This window comes from Pseudomonas sp. EL_65y_Pfl2_R95, assembly GCF_963971045.1.
Classification (GTDB): domain Bacteria; phylum Pseudomonadota; class Gammaproteobacteria; order Pseudomonadales; family Pseudomonadaceae; genus Aquipseudomonas.
Window position 1 is genome coordinate 332,442 of the sequence record NZ_CAXAOV010000001.1, and the last position, 15,288, is coordinate 347,729.

A 15,288-nucleotide genomic window follows, 5' to 3' on the forward strand; every position below is an offset into this window, starting at 1 on the left:
AGGGCTTAATCATTTAGGTGTAAAAGCCAAGGGCAGGCAGACCGATGCAGTTAACCCAGGGTCATCGTCTCGCACGAACAGAGCATTTTTAGGTACTGGGTGTACTGCAACTGTACGGCTGGGAAGTCATCACTTTGCTTGAACTTCTCCCATGCATAGATTCGGGTAAAGCTGAGTAACCGGTAGTGCACAACATCATCACCCATCTCAACCTGCAGCAATGATTTGGCAGCCAACTGCACAACTGCGTTAAAAATGGCCGACTCACCAACAACCTTGCAACTGATGACTTTAATCGCCTGTTCAAGGGTGACGGCAGCATTGAATACCGCAAAACGCAGCAATATCATCTGTTCCAGCGGCGCCAAAAGCCCGTAGCTCCAGTCCAACGAAGCCCGCAACGAGTGCTGCCGGGCCAAGGCCGTACGCGTGCCTTGCATGGCTAACATAAAACTACCACCAAGTTGCGCCCGAACCCCTTTCAGGCCAAAGACATTGACGCACGCCGCTGCCAGCTCGATAGCCAAGGGCGAGCCCTCGAGCTGTCGACAAATGTCCACCACAACCGAGACATCCGCTGTCGCCAAGGTAAAGCTTTCCTGATGAGCTGTTAGCCGATAAACAAAGAGTTGTATCGCGGTATACGCCATGGCATCCGCAACACTCAGTTGCGACGAACAGACTGGAAAAGTTAATGCAGGCAAGCGCAGGACCGTCTCTACCGAAGCCAACAATGGCTCGCGACTGGTTGCTAAAATCGACAAGCGCGGAGCACTTTTGAGCAGTTCCTCTGCCAGGGAAGCACAGCTATTAATCAGGTGTTCACAGTTATCCAGCAGTAGCAGGACGTGACGCTCGCGCAAATATTCACGTAAACACTCCAGCGGCTGTTGCTTCTCAATACCCAAGCCGAGTGCGCAACAAAGCTGTGCATGTAATAGCGAGGGATGGATGACCGTTGCCAGATCAACAAAGACCACTCCGTCTTGGTAATACTCAAACAGTAACTCAGCTATGCGTATAGCCACTGCCGTCTTCCCCATACCGCCATCGGCAACAAGGGTCATCAACCGCCTGCTAGGCAGTTGTCTGACCAACCGATCAATGGCTGCCTCACGCCCCATGATCGGGGTCAGCAGTGCTGGCAGCTTGGCCTGCGCAGGTTCAAGCTTTCGCGCCAAGGGTGTTGTGTTATCTACTTCTGTAGTCTGTACATCGGCCACAAAACTGTAGCCACGCTGCGGAATATTGACGATATAACGTTGACCATTGAGGCCGTCTCCTAGGGCCCGACGCAAAGCGGCAATATGGACACGCAGATTAGTATCTTCAACCACAGTACTTGGCCAGACACGAGCAATGATCGCGTCTTTGCTAACCACTGCGCCTGCATTTTCAATTAACAGCTGTAAGATTTCGAGGGCTTTGCTGCCGACCCTGAGCGTCCGATCACCTTCCAGTACAACACGGCGTTGTATATAGAAACTAAACGGGCCGAAACGACGTATCTCGTCCAAACAGAGATTGCTGAATGTAGTCATGTGCTGCAAGCGCTCTACCACCCGACATCTTGCTAAGTGACCAGCGCTCCTCCTGTCGAGGGCTGTCTATTTATTCTGGCAAAGATTTAAGACAAGGAAGCGTGCACAAGGGGACAGATACGGCCAATGAGGTGCCCATTACAGACACCTAGCGCCAGGGCTAACTGAACTGTCGTCGATATTGGCTAGGCGGGAGCCCAAGCTTTTCCACAAACAGATGACGCATATGCCTTGCACTGCCAAACCCACTGCGAAAGGCCACTGTTTTTAGAGGCAAATTACTGGTCTCAAGAAGACGCCTGGCGCTATCAATTCGCGCACTTTGAACAAACTCCATGGGCGTCATATTCAGCTCACGGGTGAATGTTCTGGCAAAGTGACGCGCACTCATCGCAGCTAATCCGGCCATACGTTCCACGCTGAACTCCTCTGCGACATTTTCAAGCACGTAATTTCGCACCCTGAAAATAGGCGAGTCATCCTTGGCCACATCCGCAACCAGAGGGCTGAATTGCATTTGCCCACCCTGACGCTGCATGACCACCAACAGCACCTTGGCCACGGATAAGGCAATGGCTTTGCAGTGGTCTTCAGCAATGATCGACAAGGCCAAATCAATGCCCGTTGTCACTCCACCAGAGGTCAGTAGATTGTCATCCCTTACAAATATCTGATCGGTTTCAACATTAGCTTGTGGAAACTGCTCCGCCAGTCTTTCGGTGTAATTCCAATGCGTGGTGACCCGTCGCCCGTCCAACAGGCCTGCTTTGCCCAAAATAAATGCGCCCGTACAAATGGAGGCGACCAACCGAACTTGACTGCTGGCTTTACGGAGCCAGCACTGCAGTGCTGGGTACTGCTGGTTATAAGCACCAGGCCCGCCAGGGACAATCAGCACGTCGTAATTCCCGGCTGCTTGATCAATATGGATATCTGCGGTGAGTTTTATTCCATTCGACGCACGAACAGACATGCTCTCAGAAGCAATGGTTAAAATCTCATAGTGGTTGTGCGGCTCGAGATAGCGATTGGCAATTGAGAACACCTCTAGCGGCCCGGCTATATCGAGCAAAAGTAAATCGGGAAAAAGTACGACTGCGACCGTTTTCATCAACTTGACCAACTGCAATGGAAAAATCAGAACCTGCACTACTACCGGCTACCGAGCCGATACAAACGTAGTATGGCGTTTTATCAACAGCTATTAATTTTTAGTACTGCCCACCCCTAGACGCAATTGCGAACCAACCCTCAACATACTCAATAAGCACTAAACACTGAGGCACTCAGCCTCTATTAAGCGCCTTTCAGCGCAGTAGTTTTTACAGTGATTCATGAGAGGTCGGCGCCCCAACACAGATGCAAAGGCTCTATTCTGTCGGGGGTTGGCCTAAATCGAATGCCAGCCTATACAGCGGTGGATACCTAGCTATAGTCAAATCTCCATGACGACGCGCACTCGTTTGGATATGCCAACTTTGGTGCTTGTCCTTTATACCCTACGCAACGCGACCTTTAATGGAGTAAAGCATGAAGCGTTTTCTACTCATCTGCGGCTTCGCTATTACCACGGCCACCTTGGCTGGCTGCTCTAGCAAAATCGTATCCTCGGATGAATACTCAGGATTCCTGCCGGATTACAGCAAGCTAACTGAGGGCACGTCACCCTCTGGGGCGCCAACCATGCGCTGGGTAGACCCGGCATTGGACCTGAGCAAATACACCAGCATTTACATAGAGAAAAGCCAGTTCTACCCACGCCCTAAACCTACGGCTCGCGTCTCTCAAGACACTTTGGATCGCATCACGCGCTACTATGATCAGGCCTTGAAACGCGAGATGAGCAAGTCGCTGCCCGTGGTTGATACCCCACTCGCTGGCTCGATTATCGTCAAACCTGCAATCACTGCTGTGTCGGCATCCGACAAGGATCTGGCCGTCTACGAAGTAATTCCTGTTGCCTTGGTTGCCGCAGCAGTGAGTAGCGCTTCCGGCATACGTGACCAAAACGTAACCCTGGCAACTGAAGCAATGCTGATAGATGGCCGCAGTAACAAGGTAATCGCCGAGGTTGTGCGTAAAGGCGAAGGCAAGGTGCTGGAAAATGACTCCCAACCCATCACCGCGGATGACGTCAAGTCGGTTATCGACCACCTCGCCGAGGACATGCATAACTCGTATTTAACCTTGAAATAATCAGGATCGATCGTTGCCAGCCGACTACTCAATGAGCCAGTAGCTGGCGACGATACTCCCCGGGGGTCACGCCAAACCACCGCTTGCACGAACGATTCAGAACACTTTGCTCGCTATACCCCAGCAAGCCTGCCACTTGCGACATAGGCATATGTCGTTCGCTTAAGTAATGCTCGGCGCGATTGCGTCGGACCTGCTCAACCAGTTCATCAAATCGAAAACCTTCCTCGGCAAGGCGGCGCTGCAGCAGTCGGGTATGCATCCCTAGCTGAGCGGCAATAACCACCAGCCGGCAGCGGTTGGTTGGCAGCAGTCGAAAGATCAAACGATTGACCTGCTCAAGCAGACTTGTGTTTGTTTGCACACCGATCTGGCTGAGGTACTGAATCATTGTGCGATGCAGGCTGGGGTCTTGCTGCTCAATTCGGTGCCGAAGATGCTCCTGGGTCAGCACAAACGCATTTGCCGGTTGTGCGTCATACACCGAGGTTTTGAAATAACGGCGATAGCGGGCTTGCGGCAATGGACTGATGCCGCTGAGCAGTATGGCCTGAGCTGCGAAAGTAGGCCCAAACAACAACCTCATGATGTTATGTGCCACCCCCATTGCCAGTTCAACCATCTGTCTCTGCTGATGCACCCCAGGCAGACGAATATCCACGGACAACCGTGGCGCATCGGCGACAGTTAGATCTAGGTCCAACTCAATGCCGGGACTGTGATAGCCAATAAAACGCACCAATTCAGCCAAGGCCTGCCCAGCGGTGGCGGAGCTTCGAGCAATAATCGCCACAGGGCCAAGAATATGGATGTCTTGATATTCAGCCATGCGCAGACCGAAGTCAGGGCAATCCAGCTCTTCAGCCGCACACTCAAGCAGCTCGACCAACGTGCGCAAAGGCACTGAGGCATCCTCTTCATCGAGCAGGTTGATGGGCACGCGAAATCGATCTAACAGCGAGATGGGATCGCCGCCCAACTGGCTGACCAGCTCGCGAAAACCGGTAAATGAAGTGGTTCTGATGAGTGCAGTCATGTCACCTAAGATCAAATAAAAGTCATCAAAGATCAATCACTATTTACTGTGCCAGCCAACAATTAGCGGGTAAATGATTGCATTGCCTGTCTTGCAGTGCGCCCACAACAAATACAATTGGGACCTATCATGGAATTTGACTACATCATCATTGGTGCAGGCTCCGCCGGTTGCGTCTTGGCCAACCGTTTAAGTGCTGACCCGCATATTTCAGTCTGTCTGCTCGAAGCTGGCCCAGAAGATACCTCGCCGCTGATTCACACCCCTGTTGGTGTAGCCGCCATTTTGCCGACCCGCCATGTTAACTGGGCGTTCAATACCACCGAACAGCGTGGGCTTAACAACAAGTTAGGCTATCAACCCAGAGGAAAAACCCTGGGCGGCAGCAGCTCAATTAACGGCATGATCTATATCCGCGGTCACCGCACTGATTACGACGACTGGAAAGCCTTGGGCAACACTGAATGGGGCTATGAAGAGGTACTGCCCTACTTCCGCAAAAGTGAGTCCTATTACGGCGGAACCAATCAGTACCATGGCACTGAAGGCGAACTGTTTGTTTCGCGCCTTCAACTCCACGGCGTAACCAAAGACTTTATTGAAGCAGGTATCAGCGCCGGCCACAGCCATAACGCCGACTTCAATGGCGAAGAACAGGAAGGCGTCGGCGCCTATGATGTGACCATTCACAAAGGCAAGCGCTGGAGCACTGCAAGTGCCTTTCTGAAACCGATTCGTGAGCAGCGCAGCAACCTCAAGGTGATCACCGGCGCGCTGGCTGAGCGGATCATTCTTGACGGCAAAAAAGCCGTTGGCGTGTCCATTCGCCAGAAAGGCAAAAGCCGTCAACTTAAGGCGCGCAAAGAGGTGTTGTTAAGTGCGGGGGCTTTCGGCAGCCCGCACCTGTTGATGCTGTCCGGTATAGGCCCTGCAGAAGAGCTGGCACCGCAGGGCATTGCTGTATTGCATGAACTGCCTGGCGTTGGCCAGCATTTGCAAGACCATCCAGATGTGGTGATTTCCTACCGCAGCCCGGACACATCACTGCTGGGTGTGTCTGTCAGCGGCTCAGCGAAAATAGGCGCAACACTTTGGCAGTATCTGCGACACAAAACAGGGTCATATGCCAGCAACTGCGCCGAAGGTGGTGCCTTTCTGAAGACCGACCCTAATCTTGATCGCCCTGATATTCAGCTGCACTCGGTCATTGCCCTGCTTGACGATCACAACCGCAAACTGCATTGGGGGCACGGCTTTAGCTGCCACATTTGCGTGCTACGGCCGAAGAGTGTCGGCAGCGTTGGCCTGACTTCCAGTGACCCGGCTGTAGCCCCCAAAATTGACCCCAATCTGCTGGGCCAGGAAGAAGACCTGCAAACCCTGCTTAAAGGCTATCGAATGGCGCTGGAGATCATCAAGCAAGCCCCAATGGCAAAGTATCAACTGCAAGATATCTACAGCGCGGACGCGCTGACAGACGAGCAGTTAAGCGAGGTGATTCGTGCCCGGGCAGACAGCATCTATCACCCGGTTGGCACCTGCAAAATGGGTCGCGATGAAAATGCTGTAGTGGACAGTCACTTAAAGGTGCATGGTATCGACAACCTTCGCGTGGTCGATGCATCCGTGATGCCTACACTCGTGGGCGGCAACACGAATGCTGGCACCATCATGATTGCCGAACGCGCTGCCGAGTGGATCATGCAAGATCAAGCCACGGCCTGAGCAAAGCCTGCAGCCATAGAAAACCGGCAGTTAGCCGGTTTTCTATTTATGCCTAATCAGTAACTTTCCCGATTGGGCCACTGCCAATCCTTTGAGTTACTGAAGGGGTCATCCCCAACCGGCTTAGGCCACCGGTCGGAGCCGCTCAAAAAAGCCGGTTAAGGCCATCGAACGCAGCAACCCGATAGGCTTCAGCCATGGTCGGGTAGTTGAAGGTGGTATTGACGAAGTACTTCAATGTATTGGCTTCGCCCTTCTGGTTCATGATCGCCTGACCAATGTGGACGATCTCTGAAGCCTGATAACCAAAGCAGTGCACACCTAAAACCTCCAGGGTTTCGCGGTGGAACAAGATTTTCAGCATACCCACCGGCTCGCTGGAAATCTGCGCACGGGCCATGCCTTTAAAAAACGCCTTACCGACTTCGTATGGGATCTGATCCTGGGTCAACTCGCGCTCGTTCTTACCGATCGAGCTGATCTCGGGAATGGTGTAAATACCAGTTGGCACATCATTCACAAAACGCCAGCTGTCGTTCTCTACAATGCTGCCAGAGGCAGAACGGCCTTGGTCAAATGCCGCGCTGGCCAGGCTTGGCCAACCGATTACATCGCCGGCGGCGTAAATGTTCGGCACTGATGTACGGTAATGCTCATCGACATCCAACTGGCCGCGGCCATTGGCCTTGAGGCCAATATTTTCCAGGGCCAACTTATCGGTGTTACCGGTACGACCGTTACACCACAGCAATGCATCTGCCTTGATTTTCTTACCTGACTTGAGGTGAAGAACAACGCCGTTATCAATGCCTTCGATGCGCTCATACTCTTCGTTATGACGAATCAGTACGTTGGTGTTACGCAGGTGATAACTCAAGGCATCGGAGATTTCTGCGTCAAGGAAACTGAGCAGCTGATCGCGGTTATCGATCAAGTCGACCAATACGCCGAGACCACTGAAGATAGATGCATATTCACAACCAATGACCCCGGCGCCGTAAATGATCAAGCGCCGTGGCGTGTGGCTCAAGGTCAGAATGGTGTCGCTGTCATAAACCCGCGGGTGGCGGAAATCCACACCGTCAGGGCGGTACGGCCGAGAACCTGTGGCGATAACGATATCTTTGGCGACCAGCTTTTCTACCGCACCATTGGCGCACACCACTTCAATCGTATGCTCATCGGCAAAGCTTGCGGTGCCATGGAACACGTCAATACGGTTACGCGCGTAATAACCCGTACGTGAAGAAACCTGCTTGGAAATCACCCGCTCAGCGCTTTTCAGCACGTCCGGGAACGAGAACCAACGCGGCTCACCAATCTGGCGAAACATCGGGTTAGTGTTGAACTGCATGATCTGACGAACCGAGTGACGCAAGGCCTTGGATGGCACGGTACCCAAGTGCGTGCTGTTACCGCCCACTTCACGGCGACTGTCGATCACGGCAACCTTGCGACCGGCTTTAACCGCGTTCATTGCTGCGCCTTCACCCGCAGGGCCGGAACCCAATACCACTACATCGTAGTTGTAGACCGCCATGTTCACTCCTCAGATCACACCGCAGCGCATTGTGTGCACTTACGGCAGGGCCGGCGCTGCTACCGCAGCCCCGGCAATCAACTTCATATGAAGCTATTAAAGCTTGCTGGCGTCGTAGGCCAACGTGGTTTGCTTGGCTGGATCGACGCTATTTACTTCTTCGCACTTCTCGCGGCTACCGCCACAAATCGAGCATTCTTTCTCGATGCCCAAATTAGCGATACCGCCGCACGACCCGGCAATGGGCTTACGACCCATGATGACGCCAACAGCCATCATCGAAACCACCAACAACATCACCAAGAATACGATTACAAAAGTCATTGCTCTTCTCCTGCAGCAAAAAGCTGCTCGAATGCAGGGCTGCTTTGTGTGATGAAGGCCGTGCCTTCACGGGTCACAAAAAAAGCAGCAATACCTGCTTGCTTAGCGTAAGCCATACCGCGCTCTGGCCCAAGCACCATAAGCAGGGTCGACAAACCGTCAGCCATTAGAGTTGAACGGTCTGCCACTGTTACCGAGGCCAGTTTATGGGTGATCGGTGCCCCCGTTTGCGGGTCAATGGTATGCGAGTAGCGCACGCCATTCTCTTCAAAATAGTTACGGTAATCGCCCGAGGTAGAAATGCCGTAACCGTCGAGATCAAGAACCCTTTGCGAGACCCGCTCATCATCACGCGGTGCCTCAATGGCGATACGCCAAGGCTGGCCGTCGGGCTTTTTGCCAGCTGCCTTTAGCTCGCCGGTTGCTTCGACCAAATAGCTGGTGATACCCAGCGCCTTGAGTCGATCAATAATCTTATCGACCGTATAACCTGCAGCAATGCTGTTGAAATCAAGCTGAATGCCGACATCTTTACACAGCTTTTGCCCGTCGATGTGCAGGTGCTGATGACCAATGCGTGTGCGCGCCTCAGTCACCTGTTCAGGGCTCGGGACCTTTTCAGCGCGCGCCTTAGGCCCAAATCCCCAAAGATTGAGCAAGGGCTCAAGGGTCATATCAAACGCCCCATCACTCTGCTCAGACAGCTCACCGCCAACCTTGACCAGTTCAAGCATGCCTTCGGGCAGCTGCATGCAGGTGCCAGCCGGGGCGTCATTGAACTTGGATACCAGCGAGTCATCGCGATAGGTCGACATCTGCTCATCGACCTCTGCCAAAATTGCCTCGGTTGCAGCTTTAACCTGCGCAGCATCCGGTGTGGCGTCGGTATGGACATACTTAACTGTGTAAGTACTGCCCATGGTCGGGCCACCAAACTCTTCTACCCGGTCCGAAAACCAGCAGCCCGTTAGGGCTGCCGCCAAGGCGACAGCAATAACGGGCTGAAGTACAGCATGTTTCATGATCAACCGCCGAAGTCGTCGAGGAGGATATTTTCCTGCTCTACACCCAAGTCAACCAGCATCTTGATCACTGCGGCGTTCATCATTGGCGGGCCGCACATGTAGAACTCGCAATCCTCAGGCGCCGGATGGTCCTTGAGGTAGTTCTCGTACAACACGTTGTGAATGAAGCCTTTAAGACCGGTCCAGTTGTCTTCCGGCTGTGGATCGGACAATGCCAGATGCCACTGGAAGTTGGGGTTTTCGGCCTGCAGCATATCGTACTCTTCGTTATAGAACGCCTCACGCATGGAGCGTGCGCCGTACCAGAAGCTGATCTTGCGGGTCGACTTCAAACGCTTGAGCTGGTCAAAGATATGCGAACGCATTGGCGCCATGCCCGCACCACCACCGATAAAGATCATTTCTGCATCGGTGTCCTTGGCGAAGAACTCACCAAAGGGCCCGTATACACTGATCTTATCGCCTGGTTTGAGGCTGAACACATACGAAGACATCTGACCTGGCGGCAAATGATCCTTGCCTGGAGGCGGCGATGCGATACGGATGTTGAACTTCACCAGACCGACTTCTTCTGGATAGTTCGCCATCGAGTAAGCGCGGATTACCGTCTCTTCAACCTTGGACACGTACTTCCATTGGTTGAACTTGTCCCAATCGCCGCGATATTCCTCTTGAATATCGAAGTCTTTGTAATGCACTTCGTGCGGTGGGCACTCAAGCTGAACGTAGCCACCTGCGCGGAAATCGACGTTCTCGCCTTCAGGCAGCTTGAGCGTCAGTTCCTTGATGAAGGTGGCAACGTTAGGGTTGGATTCAACCGTACATTCCCACTTCTTCACGCCAAAAACTTCTTCCGGCACTTCGATCTTCATGTCCTGCTTGACCGCAGCCTGACACGACAAACGCCAGCCTTCTTTGGCTTCACGACGGGTGAAATGTGACTCTTCGGTGGACAGCATTTCGCCGCCGCCAGACGTAATTACACACTTGCACTGGGCGCAGGTACCGCCGCCACCGCAAGCAGAAGACAAGAACACATTGTTCGCCGCCAGGGTTTGCAGCAATTTGCCACCTGCCGGGACTACGATGGTCTTTTCACCGTTGATTTCGATGCTCACGTCGCCGCTGGATACCAGCTTGGCGCGCGCCATCAGGATGATCACCACCAGCGCCAGAACGATGCCGGTGAACATGCCTATTGCGAGAAAAATTTCATAATTCATCTGTTCATTCCGTCCTTACAACTGCACGCCAGAGAAGGACATGAAGCCCAGAGACATCAAACCGATGGTGATGAAGGTGATACCCAACCCTTGCAAACCCGCCGGTACGTCACTGTACTTGAGCTTCTCGCGAATCCCTGCCAGAGCGGCAATTGCCAGCGCCCAGGACAAGCCCGAACCGAAACCGTAAACGGTACTCTCACCCAGGTTGTAATCACGCTGAACCATGAACAACGTACCGCCCATGATTGCGCAGTTAACCGTAATCAGTGGCAAGAACACGCCCAGTGCGTTGTACAGCGCAGGCACGTACTTATCCAAGAGCATTTCCAGGATCTGTACGATCGCCGCGATAACACCGATGTAGCTGAGCAAGCCGAGGAAGCTCAGGTCTACGTCAGGCAAGCCAGCCCAGGCCAATGCGCCGTCTTTGAGCAGGTAGGTGTAGATCAGGTTGTTGGCTGGAACAGTGATGACCTGCACCACGATTACAGCAATACCCAGACCAATCGCGGTCTCGACTTTTTTCGAGATCGCGATAAAGGTGCACATGCCCAGGAAGAAGGCCAAGGCCATGTTCTCAACGAACACCGCTTTAGCCAGAAGGCTCAGATAATGTTCCATTAGTAAGCCTCCTTATTCGAGACCTGAGGTGCCATTTTGAAGCTTGGTTTCTCGATCTGGTCGCGCTTCCAGCTGCGGATGGCCCAGATAAACAGGCCTATCAGGAAGAACGCCGAAGGTGGCAGCAGCAACAGGCCGTTTGGCTGATACCAACCGCCGTCGTTGACCACTGGCAAGATCTCGAAGCCCAGCAGTTTGCCGGCACCGAACAACTCACGAATGATGCCCAAAGCAACCAGCATGGCGCTGTAGCCAAGGCCGTTACCAATACCGTCGAAGAACGACAGCACGGGCGGGTTCTGCATGGCAAAGGCTTCAGCCCGACCCATCACGATACAGTTGGTGATGATCAGGCCGATAAATACCGACAGCTGTTTTGACAGGCTGAAGGCATAGGCCTTCAGCACCTGGTCAACCACAATTACCAGGGAGGCAATGATCACCATTTGCACGATCATACGGATCGAGCTGGGGATCTGGCTGCGAATCATCGAGATAAACAGGTTGGAAAACCCAGTTACCAAGGTCAATGCGATCGACATTACCAATGCGGTTTTCAGGTTCGAGGTGACCGCCAAAGCGGAACAGATACCCAGAATCTGCAAACCAATCGGGTTGTTGTTGAAGATCGGATTGAGCAGGACTTCTTTAATAGTCGGCTGCGACATGATCAAGCCTCCCCTGCGTGCAATTTAGTGAGAAACGGACCGAAACCTTGTTCACCCATCCAGAACTTCAACAGGTGATCAACGCCATTACTGGTCAGTGTGGCCCCAGCGAGTGCGTCAACCTGATGCACGGCCTTCGGGTTTTTCGGGTCAACACCGCCTTTAACTACAGAGATAGCCACTTTGCCATCTTCTGAGTAAATGGTTTTGCCTGGCCACAGGGCCTTCCACTTCGGGTTATCCACTTCGCCGCCCAAACCCGGGGTTTCAGCGTGCTGGTAGAAGCCGAAGCCGCTCACCGTGTCGAGGTCAGCTTGCAGCGCGACAAAGCCATAAAGCGTCGACCACAGGCCCTGGCCACGAATCGGCAATACCACTTTATCCAACTTGCCGTCGGTCTCAACCAGATAGACGATGGTGTAACGCTCGCGGCGCTTGAGCTTGGCCAGGTCCTGATCAGGCTCAATCACGCTCGACTCGTTTGGATCTTTAGCACCGACCAGCGGCTCGTACTTGAGCGGGTCTTTGGCGTCGCTGAAGGTGCCTGTCTGCAGGTCAACAATCTTCGCCGTAATCCGCTCGTCAAACAGCGCTTTAACTTCTTTGCCGCTCATCTGCGGGTTACCCAGACTGGCGATAGCCAAGATGCTGCGCTGCTTATCCAGCAGGCGGTTGTCTTGTTGCGTCGGCTTCAACGCAATGGCGGCGCCGGCAACAAATACCGAGCACACCAAGCAAACCAGCAGGGCCACCAGCAACGTGCGTGAGGTGGATTCTTTTTGACTAGACATTGCGTGCCAGCCTCCGCTTGATATTGGCTTGAACGACGAAGTGGTCGATCAGCGGTGCAAACAGGTTGGCGAACAGAATCGCCAGCATCATGCCTTCAGGGAACGCCGGGTTAACCACACGGATCAACACCACCATCAAGCCAATCAGGGCACCGAAAATCCACTTGCCGGTGTTGGTCATGGACGCCGACACCGGGTCGGTGGCCATAAAGAACATGCCGAAAGCGAAACCACCCACAACCAGATGCCAGTACCAAGGCATGGCAAACAATGGATTGGTCTCAGAGCCGATCGCATTGAACAGCATGCTCAGGCCGATCATGCCGAGCATGACGCCTGCAACGATGCGCCACGAGGCGATTTTGGTCATCAGCAAGATGCCGCCACCGATCATCAGCGCCAGGGTGCTGGTTTCGCCAATGGAACCGTTGATGGTGCCGACAAAGGCGTCCATCCAGCTGATCCCATTGCCAATAACGTTTTCCACGCCTCCGGCAGCCGCCAGGCCGAGGGAAGTCGCGCCAGCAAAGCCGTCAACTGCGGTCCACACTGCTTCACCGGACATATGCGCCGGGTAGGCAAAGAACAGGAATGCGCGGCCCGCAAGCGCCGGGTTGAGGAAGTTCTTACCGGTACCACCGAAGACTTCCTTACCGATTACCACACCGAAGCTAATACCCAGCGCCACTTGCCACAGCGGAATGCTTGGCGGCAGGATCAAGGCAAAGAGTACCGAGGTCACGAAGAAACCTTCGTTGACTTCGTGCTTGCGGATCGAGGCAAACAGCACTTCCCAGAAACCGCCCACGATAAAGGCTGTTGCGTAGATCGGCAGGAAGTAAGCCGCGCCCTGAATAAAGTTATCCCACAGGCTGGTCGGATCAAAGCCTGCCAGTGAGCTGATCAACGCAAAGCGCCAGCCCTCTTGAGCAGCCAGCAGATCCGGGCTTGCACTGTAAATCAGGTTGGCTTGGTAGCCGGTGTTCCACATACCGAAGAACATCGCCGGGAAGGTACACATCCAGACGGTGATCATCATGCGCTTGAGGTCAATACCGTCACGCACGTGCGCAGTGGTTTTGGTCACGCTGCCCGGACGGTAGAAAAAGGTGTCAACGGCCTCATACAAGGCGTACCACTTTTCGTACTTACCGCCAGATTCAAAGTTGTGCTCGATTTTATCGAGGAATGCACGGATACCCACGATTAACCCTCCTTCTCGATGCTTGCGAGGTTATCGCGCAGGATCGGGCCATATTCATACTTGCCGGCACAGACATAAGTGCACAACGCAAGATCTTCTTCGTCGAGTTCCAAGCAACCCAGCTTCTGGGCCATCTCTGTATCGCTGACGATCAGGTAGCGCAGCAATTGAGTCGGCAGGATATCCAGCGGCATCACAGCTTCGTAATTACCCACTGGGACCATCGCCCGCGGGCTGCCATTGGTGGTGGTTGAAAATGCAAATTTCTTTGCCGCCGCCAATTTGGATACGAAGATATTCAGCACCGAGTGCTTGTTCACGCCAGCACGCAGGTAGTGCAGCATTTCCCGGTCATTGCCTTCAGCGAGGCAGGATACCTGCTGGTGATAGCGACCCAGGAACGCAAAAGCGCCATGGGCAGTACGACCACCAAGCAGCGAACCGGAGACCACACGGTTCTCGCCAGGCTGCAACTCACCGGCAGTGAGTTCTTCCAGGCTTGCGCCAAGACGGGTGCGCAGCAGACGTGGGTTTTCGACCACAGGGCCGGCCAGCGCAACAACGCGCTCGGTCCAGAGTTGGCCGCTGGTGAACAGCTTGCCCACTGCGACCACATCCTGATAACCAATCGACCACACGCTCTTAGTCGCGGTAACCGGGTCGAGGAAGTGGATATGGGTGCCAGCCAAACCCGCAGGGTGTGGACCGGCAAAGGCTTCGCTCTGAACCTTGGCCAATTGCTCACCAGGCAGCGTGGCGCCTTCAGCTTTGCACAGGAATACCTTGCTCAGCGTGCTGAGGACTTGCAGACCGTTTTCAAAATCAGCGGCGTGTTCCGCGATCACAACCGCCGGATCAGCGGCCAGCGGGTGGGTATCAATTGCGGTGACGAAGATCGAGCTAGGCACTGCATCAACTGCAGGCACCTTACTGAAAGGACGGGTACGCAAGGCAGTCCACAGACCTGACTGCTGCAGGTTTTCGCGGACTTTTTCGTGACTCAGACCGGCCAGATCACTGGCAGGGTACTGCGCAAAAGTGACTTGCTCATCGCCTTCAAGGTCGATCACCACGGATTGCAGCACTCGCCGCTCACCACGATGAATCGCACTGACCACCCCAGCACCAGGCGCGGTATAGACCACACCCGGGGTTTTCTTGTCAGCGAACAACACTTGCCCTAGCTTGACCCGATCCCCCACCTGAACGTCCATCGTAGGCTTCATACCATGATAGTCGTAGCCTATGACGGCGACGCTGCGTACTGGCCTTGCGGCTTCAATACGCTGCGCCGGCGCGCCAGTTATGGGCAAATCGAGCCCATTCTTAATTTTGATCATAGGTTTGCCTAACCACTGATATTAGAAATCTTTTTAGAAAACGGACGACGC

General features: G+C 53.8%; 14 protein-coding genes. 2 read left to right on the forward strand and 12 right to left on the reverse strand.

Translation table 11 applies throughout. The features are described from left to right. Window positions 1–50: 50 nt before the first annotated feature. Window positions 51–1,541: an ATP-binding protein gene (locus AACY09_RS01595; protein ID WP_339485664.1), complete on the reverse strand. Its 1,491-nt coding sequence runs from the start codon at window positions 1,539–1,541 to the stop codon at window positions 51–53. A 160-nt stretch (window positions 1,542–1,701) separates the two neighbouring features. Beyond that, window positions 1,702–2,652 carry a GlxA family transcriptional regulator gene (locus AACY09_RS01600; protein WP_339487048.1) on the reverse strand — a complete coding sequence of 317 codons (951 nt, stop codon included), beginning with the start codon at window positions 2,650–2,652 and terminating at the stop codon, window positions 1,702–1,704. 419 nt (window positions 2,653–3,071) lie between these two features. Here AACY09_RS01600 and AACY09_RS01605 point away from each other — a divergent pair, with 419 nt between their 5' ends. Next, window positions 3,072–3,737 carry a DUF3313 domain-containing protein gene (locus tag AACY09_RS01605; RefSeq protein WP_339485665.1) on the forward strand — a complete coding sequence of 222 codons (666 nt, stop codon included), beginning with the start codon at window positions 3,072–3,074 and terminating at the stop codon, window positions 3,735–3,737. A gap of 28 nt (window positions 3,738–3,765) precedes the next feature. On the opposite strand, the gene AACY09_RS01610 is transcribed toward AACY09_RS01605, so the two are convergent. After that, window positions 3,766–4,773 (reverse strand): AraC family transcriptional regulator, encoded by a 1,008-nt coding sequence (locus AACY09_RS01610; RefSeq protein ID WP_339485666.1) that lies wholly within the window; start codon window positions 4,771–4,773, stop codon window positions 3,766–3,768. A 129-nt stretch (window positions 4,774–4,902) separates the two neighbouring features. Here AACY09_RS01610 and AACY09_RS01615 point away from each other — a divergent pair, with 129 nt between their 5' ends. Then, the gene (locus AACY09_RS01615; protein ID WP_339485667.1) at window positions 4,903–6,498 is read left to right on the forward strand and encodes a GMC family oxidoreductase; all 1,596 of its coding nucleotides are present in this window, start codon (window positions 4,903–4,905) and stop codon (window positions 6,496–6,498) included. Window positions 6,499–6,643: 145 nt separating this feature from the next. Here AACY09_RS01615 and sthA read toward each other — a convergent pair whose 3' ends face one another. The 9 genes from sthA to AACY09_RS01660 form a co-directional block, all read right to left on the reverse strand. After that, on the reverse strand, window positions 6,644–8,038 hold the full coding sequence (gene sthA, locus AACY09_RS01620; protein ID WP_339485669.1) for a Si-specific NAD(P)(+) transhydrogenase: 1,395 nt from the start codon (window positions 8,036–8,038) through the stop codon (window positions 6,644–6,646). A gap of 96 nt (window positions 8,039–8,134) precedes the next feature. Further along, entirely contained in the window at window positions 8,135–8,362 is a 228-nt protein-coding gene (gene nqrM, locus AACY09_RS01625; RefSeq protein ID WP_339485670.1) for a (Na+)-NQR maturation NqrM, read from the reverse strand. Continuing rightward, window positions 8,359–9,384, reverse strand: coding sequence for an FAD:protein FMN transferase (locus AACY09_RS01630; RefSeq protein WP_339485671.1), 1,026 nt, complete (start codon window positions 9,382–9,384; stop codon window positions 8,359–8,361). The genes nqrM and AACY09_RS01630 overlap by 4 nt, the downstream gene beginning before the upstream one ends. Before the next feature lie 2 nt (window positions 9,385–9,386). Further along, entirely contained in the window at window positions 9,387–10,610 is a 1,224-nt protein-coding gene (nqrF, locus tag AACY09_RS01635) for an NADH:ubiquinone reductase (Na(+)-transporting) subunit F (protein WP_339485672.1), read from the reverse strand. A 15-nt stretch (window positions 10,611–10,625) separates the two neighbouring features. Next, a complete protein-coding gene (nqrE, locus tag AACY09_RS01640; RefSeq protein WP_339485674.1) occupies window positions 10,626–11,234 on the reverse strand; it encodes an NADH:ubiquinone reductase (Na(+)-transporting) subunit E in 609 nt (202 codons plus the stop codon). Next, window positions 11,234–11,908 carry an NADH:ubiquinone reductase (Na(+)-transporting) subunit D gene (locus AACY09_RS01645; protein WP_339485676.1) on the reverse strand — a complete coding sequence of 225 codons (675 nt, stop codon included), beginning with the start codon at window positions 11,906–11,908 and terminating at the stop codon, window positions 11,234–11,236. Before AACY09_RS01645 ends, nqrE begins: the two co-directional genes overlap by 1 nt. After that, the gene (locus AACY09_RS01650; RefSeq protein WP_339485677.1) at window positions 11,905–12,693 is read right to left on the reverse strand and encodes a Na(+)-translocating NADH-quinone reductase subunit C; all 789 of its coding nucleotides are present in this window, start codon (window positions 12,691–12,693) and stop codon (window positions 11,905–11,907) included. The genes AACY09_RS01645 and AACY09_RS01650 overlap by 4 nt, the downstream gene beginning before the upstream one ends. Beyond that, the gene (locus AACY09_RS01655; protein WP_339485678.1) at window positions 12,686–13,897 is read right to left on the reverse strand and encodes an NADH:ubiquinone reductase (Na(+)-transporting) subunit B; all 1,212 of its coding nucleotides are present in this window, start codon (window positions 13,895–13,897) and stop codon (window positions 12,686–12,688) included. The genes AACY09_RS01650 and AACY09_RS01655 overlap by 8 nt, the downstream gene beginning before the upstream one ends. A gap of 2 nt (window positions 13,898–13,899) precedes the next feature. After that, window positions 13,900–15,237, reverse strand: coding sequence for a Na(+)-translocating NADH-quinone reductase subunit A (locus tag AACY09_RS01660; RefSeq protein WP_339485679.1), 1,338 nt, complete (start codon window positions 15,235–15,237; stop codon window positions 13,900–13,902). Window positions 15,238–15,288 lie beyond the last annotated feature (51 nt).

Bases quoted from the DNA above. Each gene is read 5' to 3' on its own strand.
- AACY09_RS01600 (WP_339487048.1), bottom strand. From the start codon at position 2,652: ATGAAAACGGTCGCAGTCGTACTTTTTCCCGATTTACTTTTGCTCGAT.
- nqrE (WP_339485674.1), bottom strand. From the start codon at position 11,234: ATGGAACATTATCTGAGCCTTCTGGCTAAAGCGGTGTTCGTTGAGAAC.
- AACY09_RS01660 (WP_339485679.1), bottom strand. From the start codon at position 15,237: ATGATCAAAATTAAGAATGGGCTCGATTTGCCCATAACTGGCGCGCCG.
- AACY09_RS01595 (WP_339485664.1), bottom strand. From the start codon at position 1,541: ATGACTACATTCAGCAATCTCTGTTTGGACGAGATACGTCGTTTCGGC.
- sthA (WP_339485669.1), bottom strand. From the start codon at position 8,038: ATGGCGGTCTACAACTACGATGTAGTGGTATTGGGTTCCGGCCCTGCG.
- nqrM (WP_339485670.1), bottom strand. From the start codon at position 8,362: ATGACTTTTGTAATCGTATTCTTGGTGATGTTGTTGGTGGTTTCGATG.
- AACY09_RS01605 (WP_339485665.1), top strand. From the start codon at position 3,072: ATGAAGCGTTTTCTACTCATCTGCGGCTTCGCTATTACCACGGCCACC.
- AACY09_RS01650 (WP_339485677.1), bottom strand. From the start codon at position 12,693: ATGTCTAGTCAAAAAGAATCCACCTCACGCACGTTGCTGGTGGCCCTG.
- nqrF (WP_339485672.1), bottom strand. From the start codon at position 10,610: ATGAATTATGAAATTTTTCTCGCAATAGGCATGTTCACCGGCATCGTT.
- AACY09_RS01615 (WP_339485667.1), top strand. From the start codon at position 4,903: ATGGAATTTGACTACATCATCATTGGTGCAGGCTCCGCCGGTTGCGTC.
- AACY09_RS01610 (WP_339485666.1), bottom strand. From the start codon at position 4,773: ATGACTGCACTCATCAGAACCACTTCATTTACCGGTTTTCGCGAGCTG.
- AACY09_RS01630 (WP_339485671.1), bottom strand. From the start codon at position 9,384: ATGAAACATGCTGTACTTCAGCCCGTTATTGCTGTCGCCTTGGCGGCA.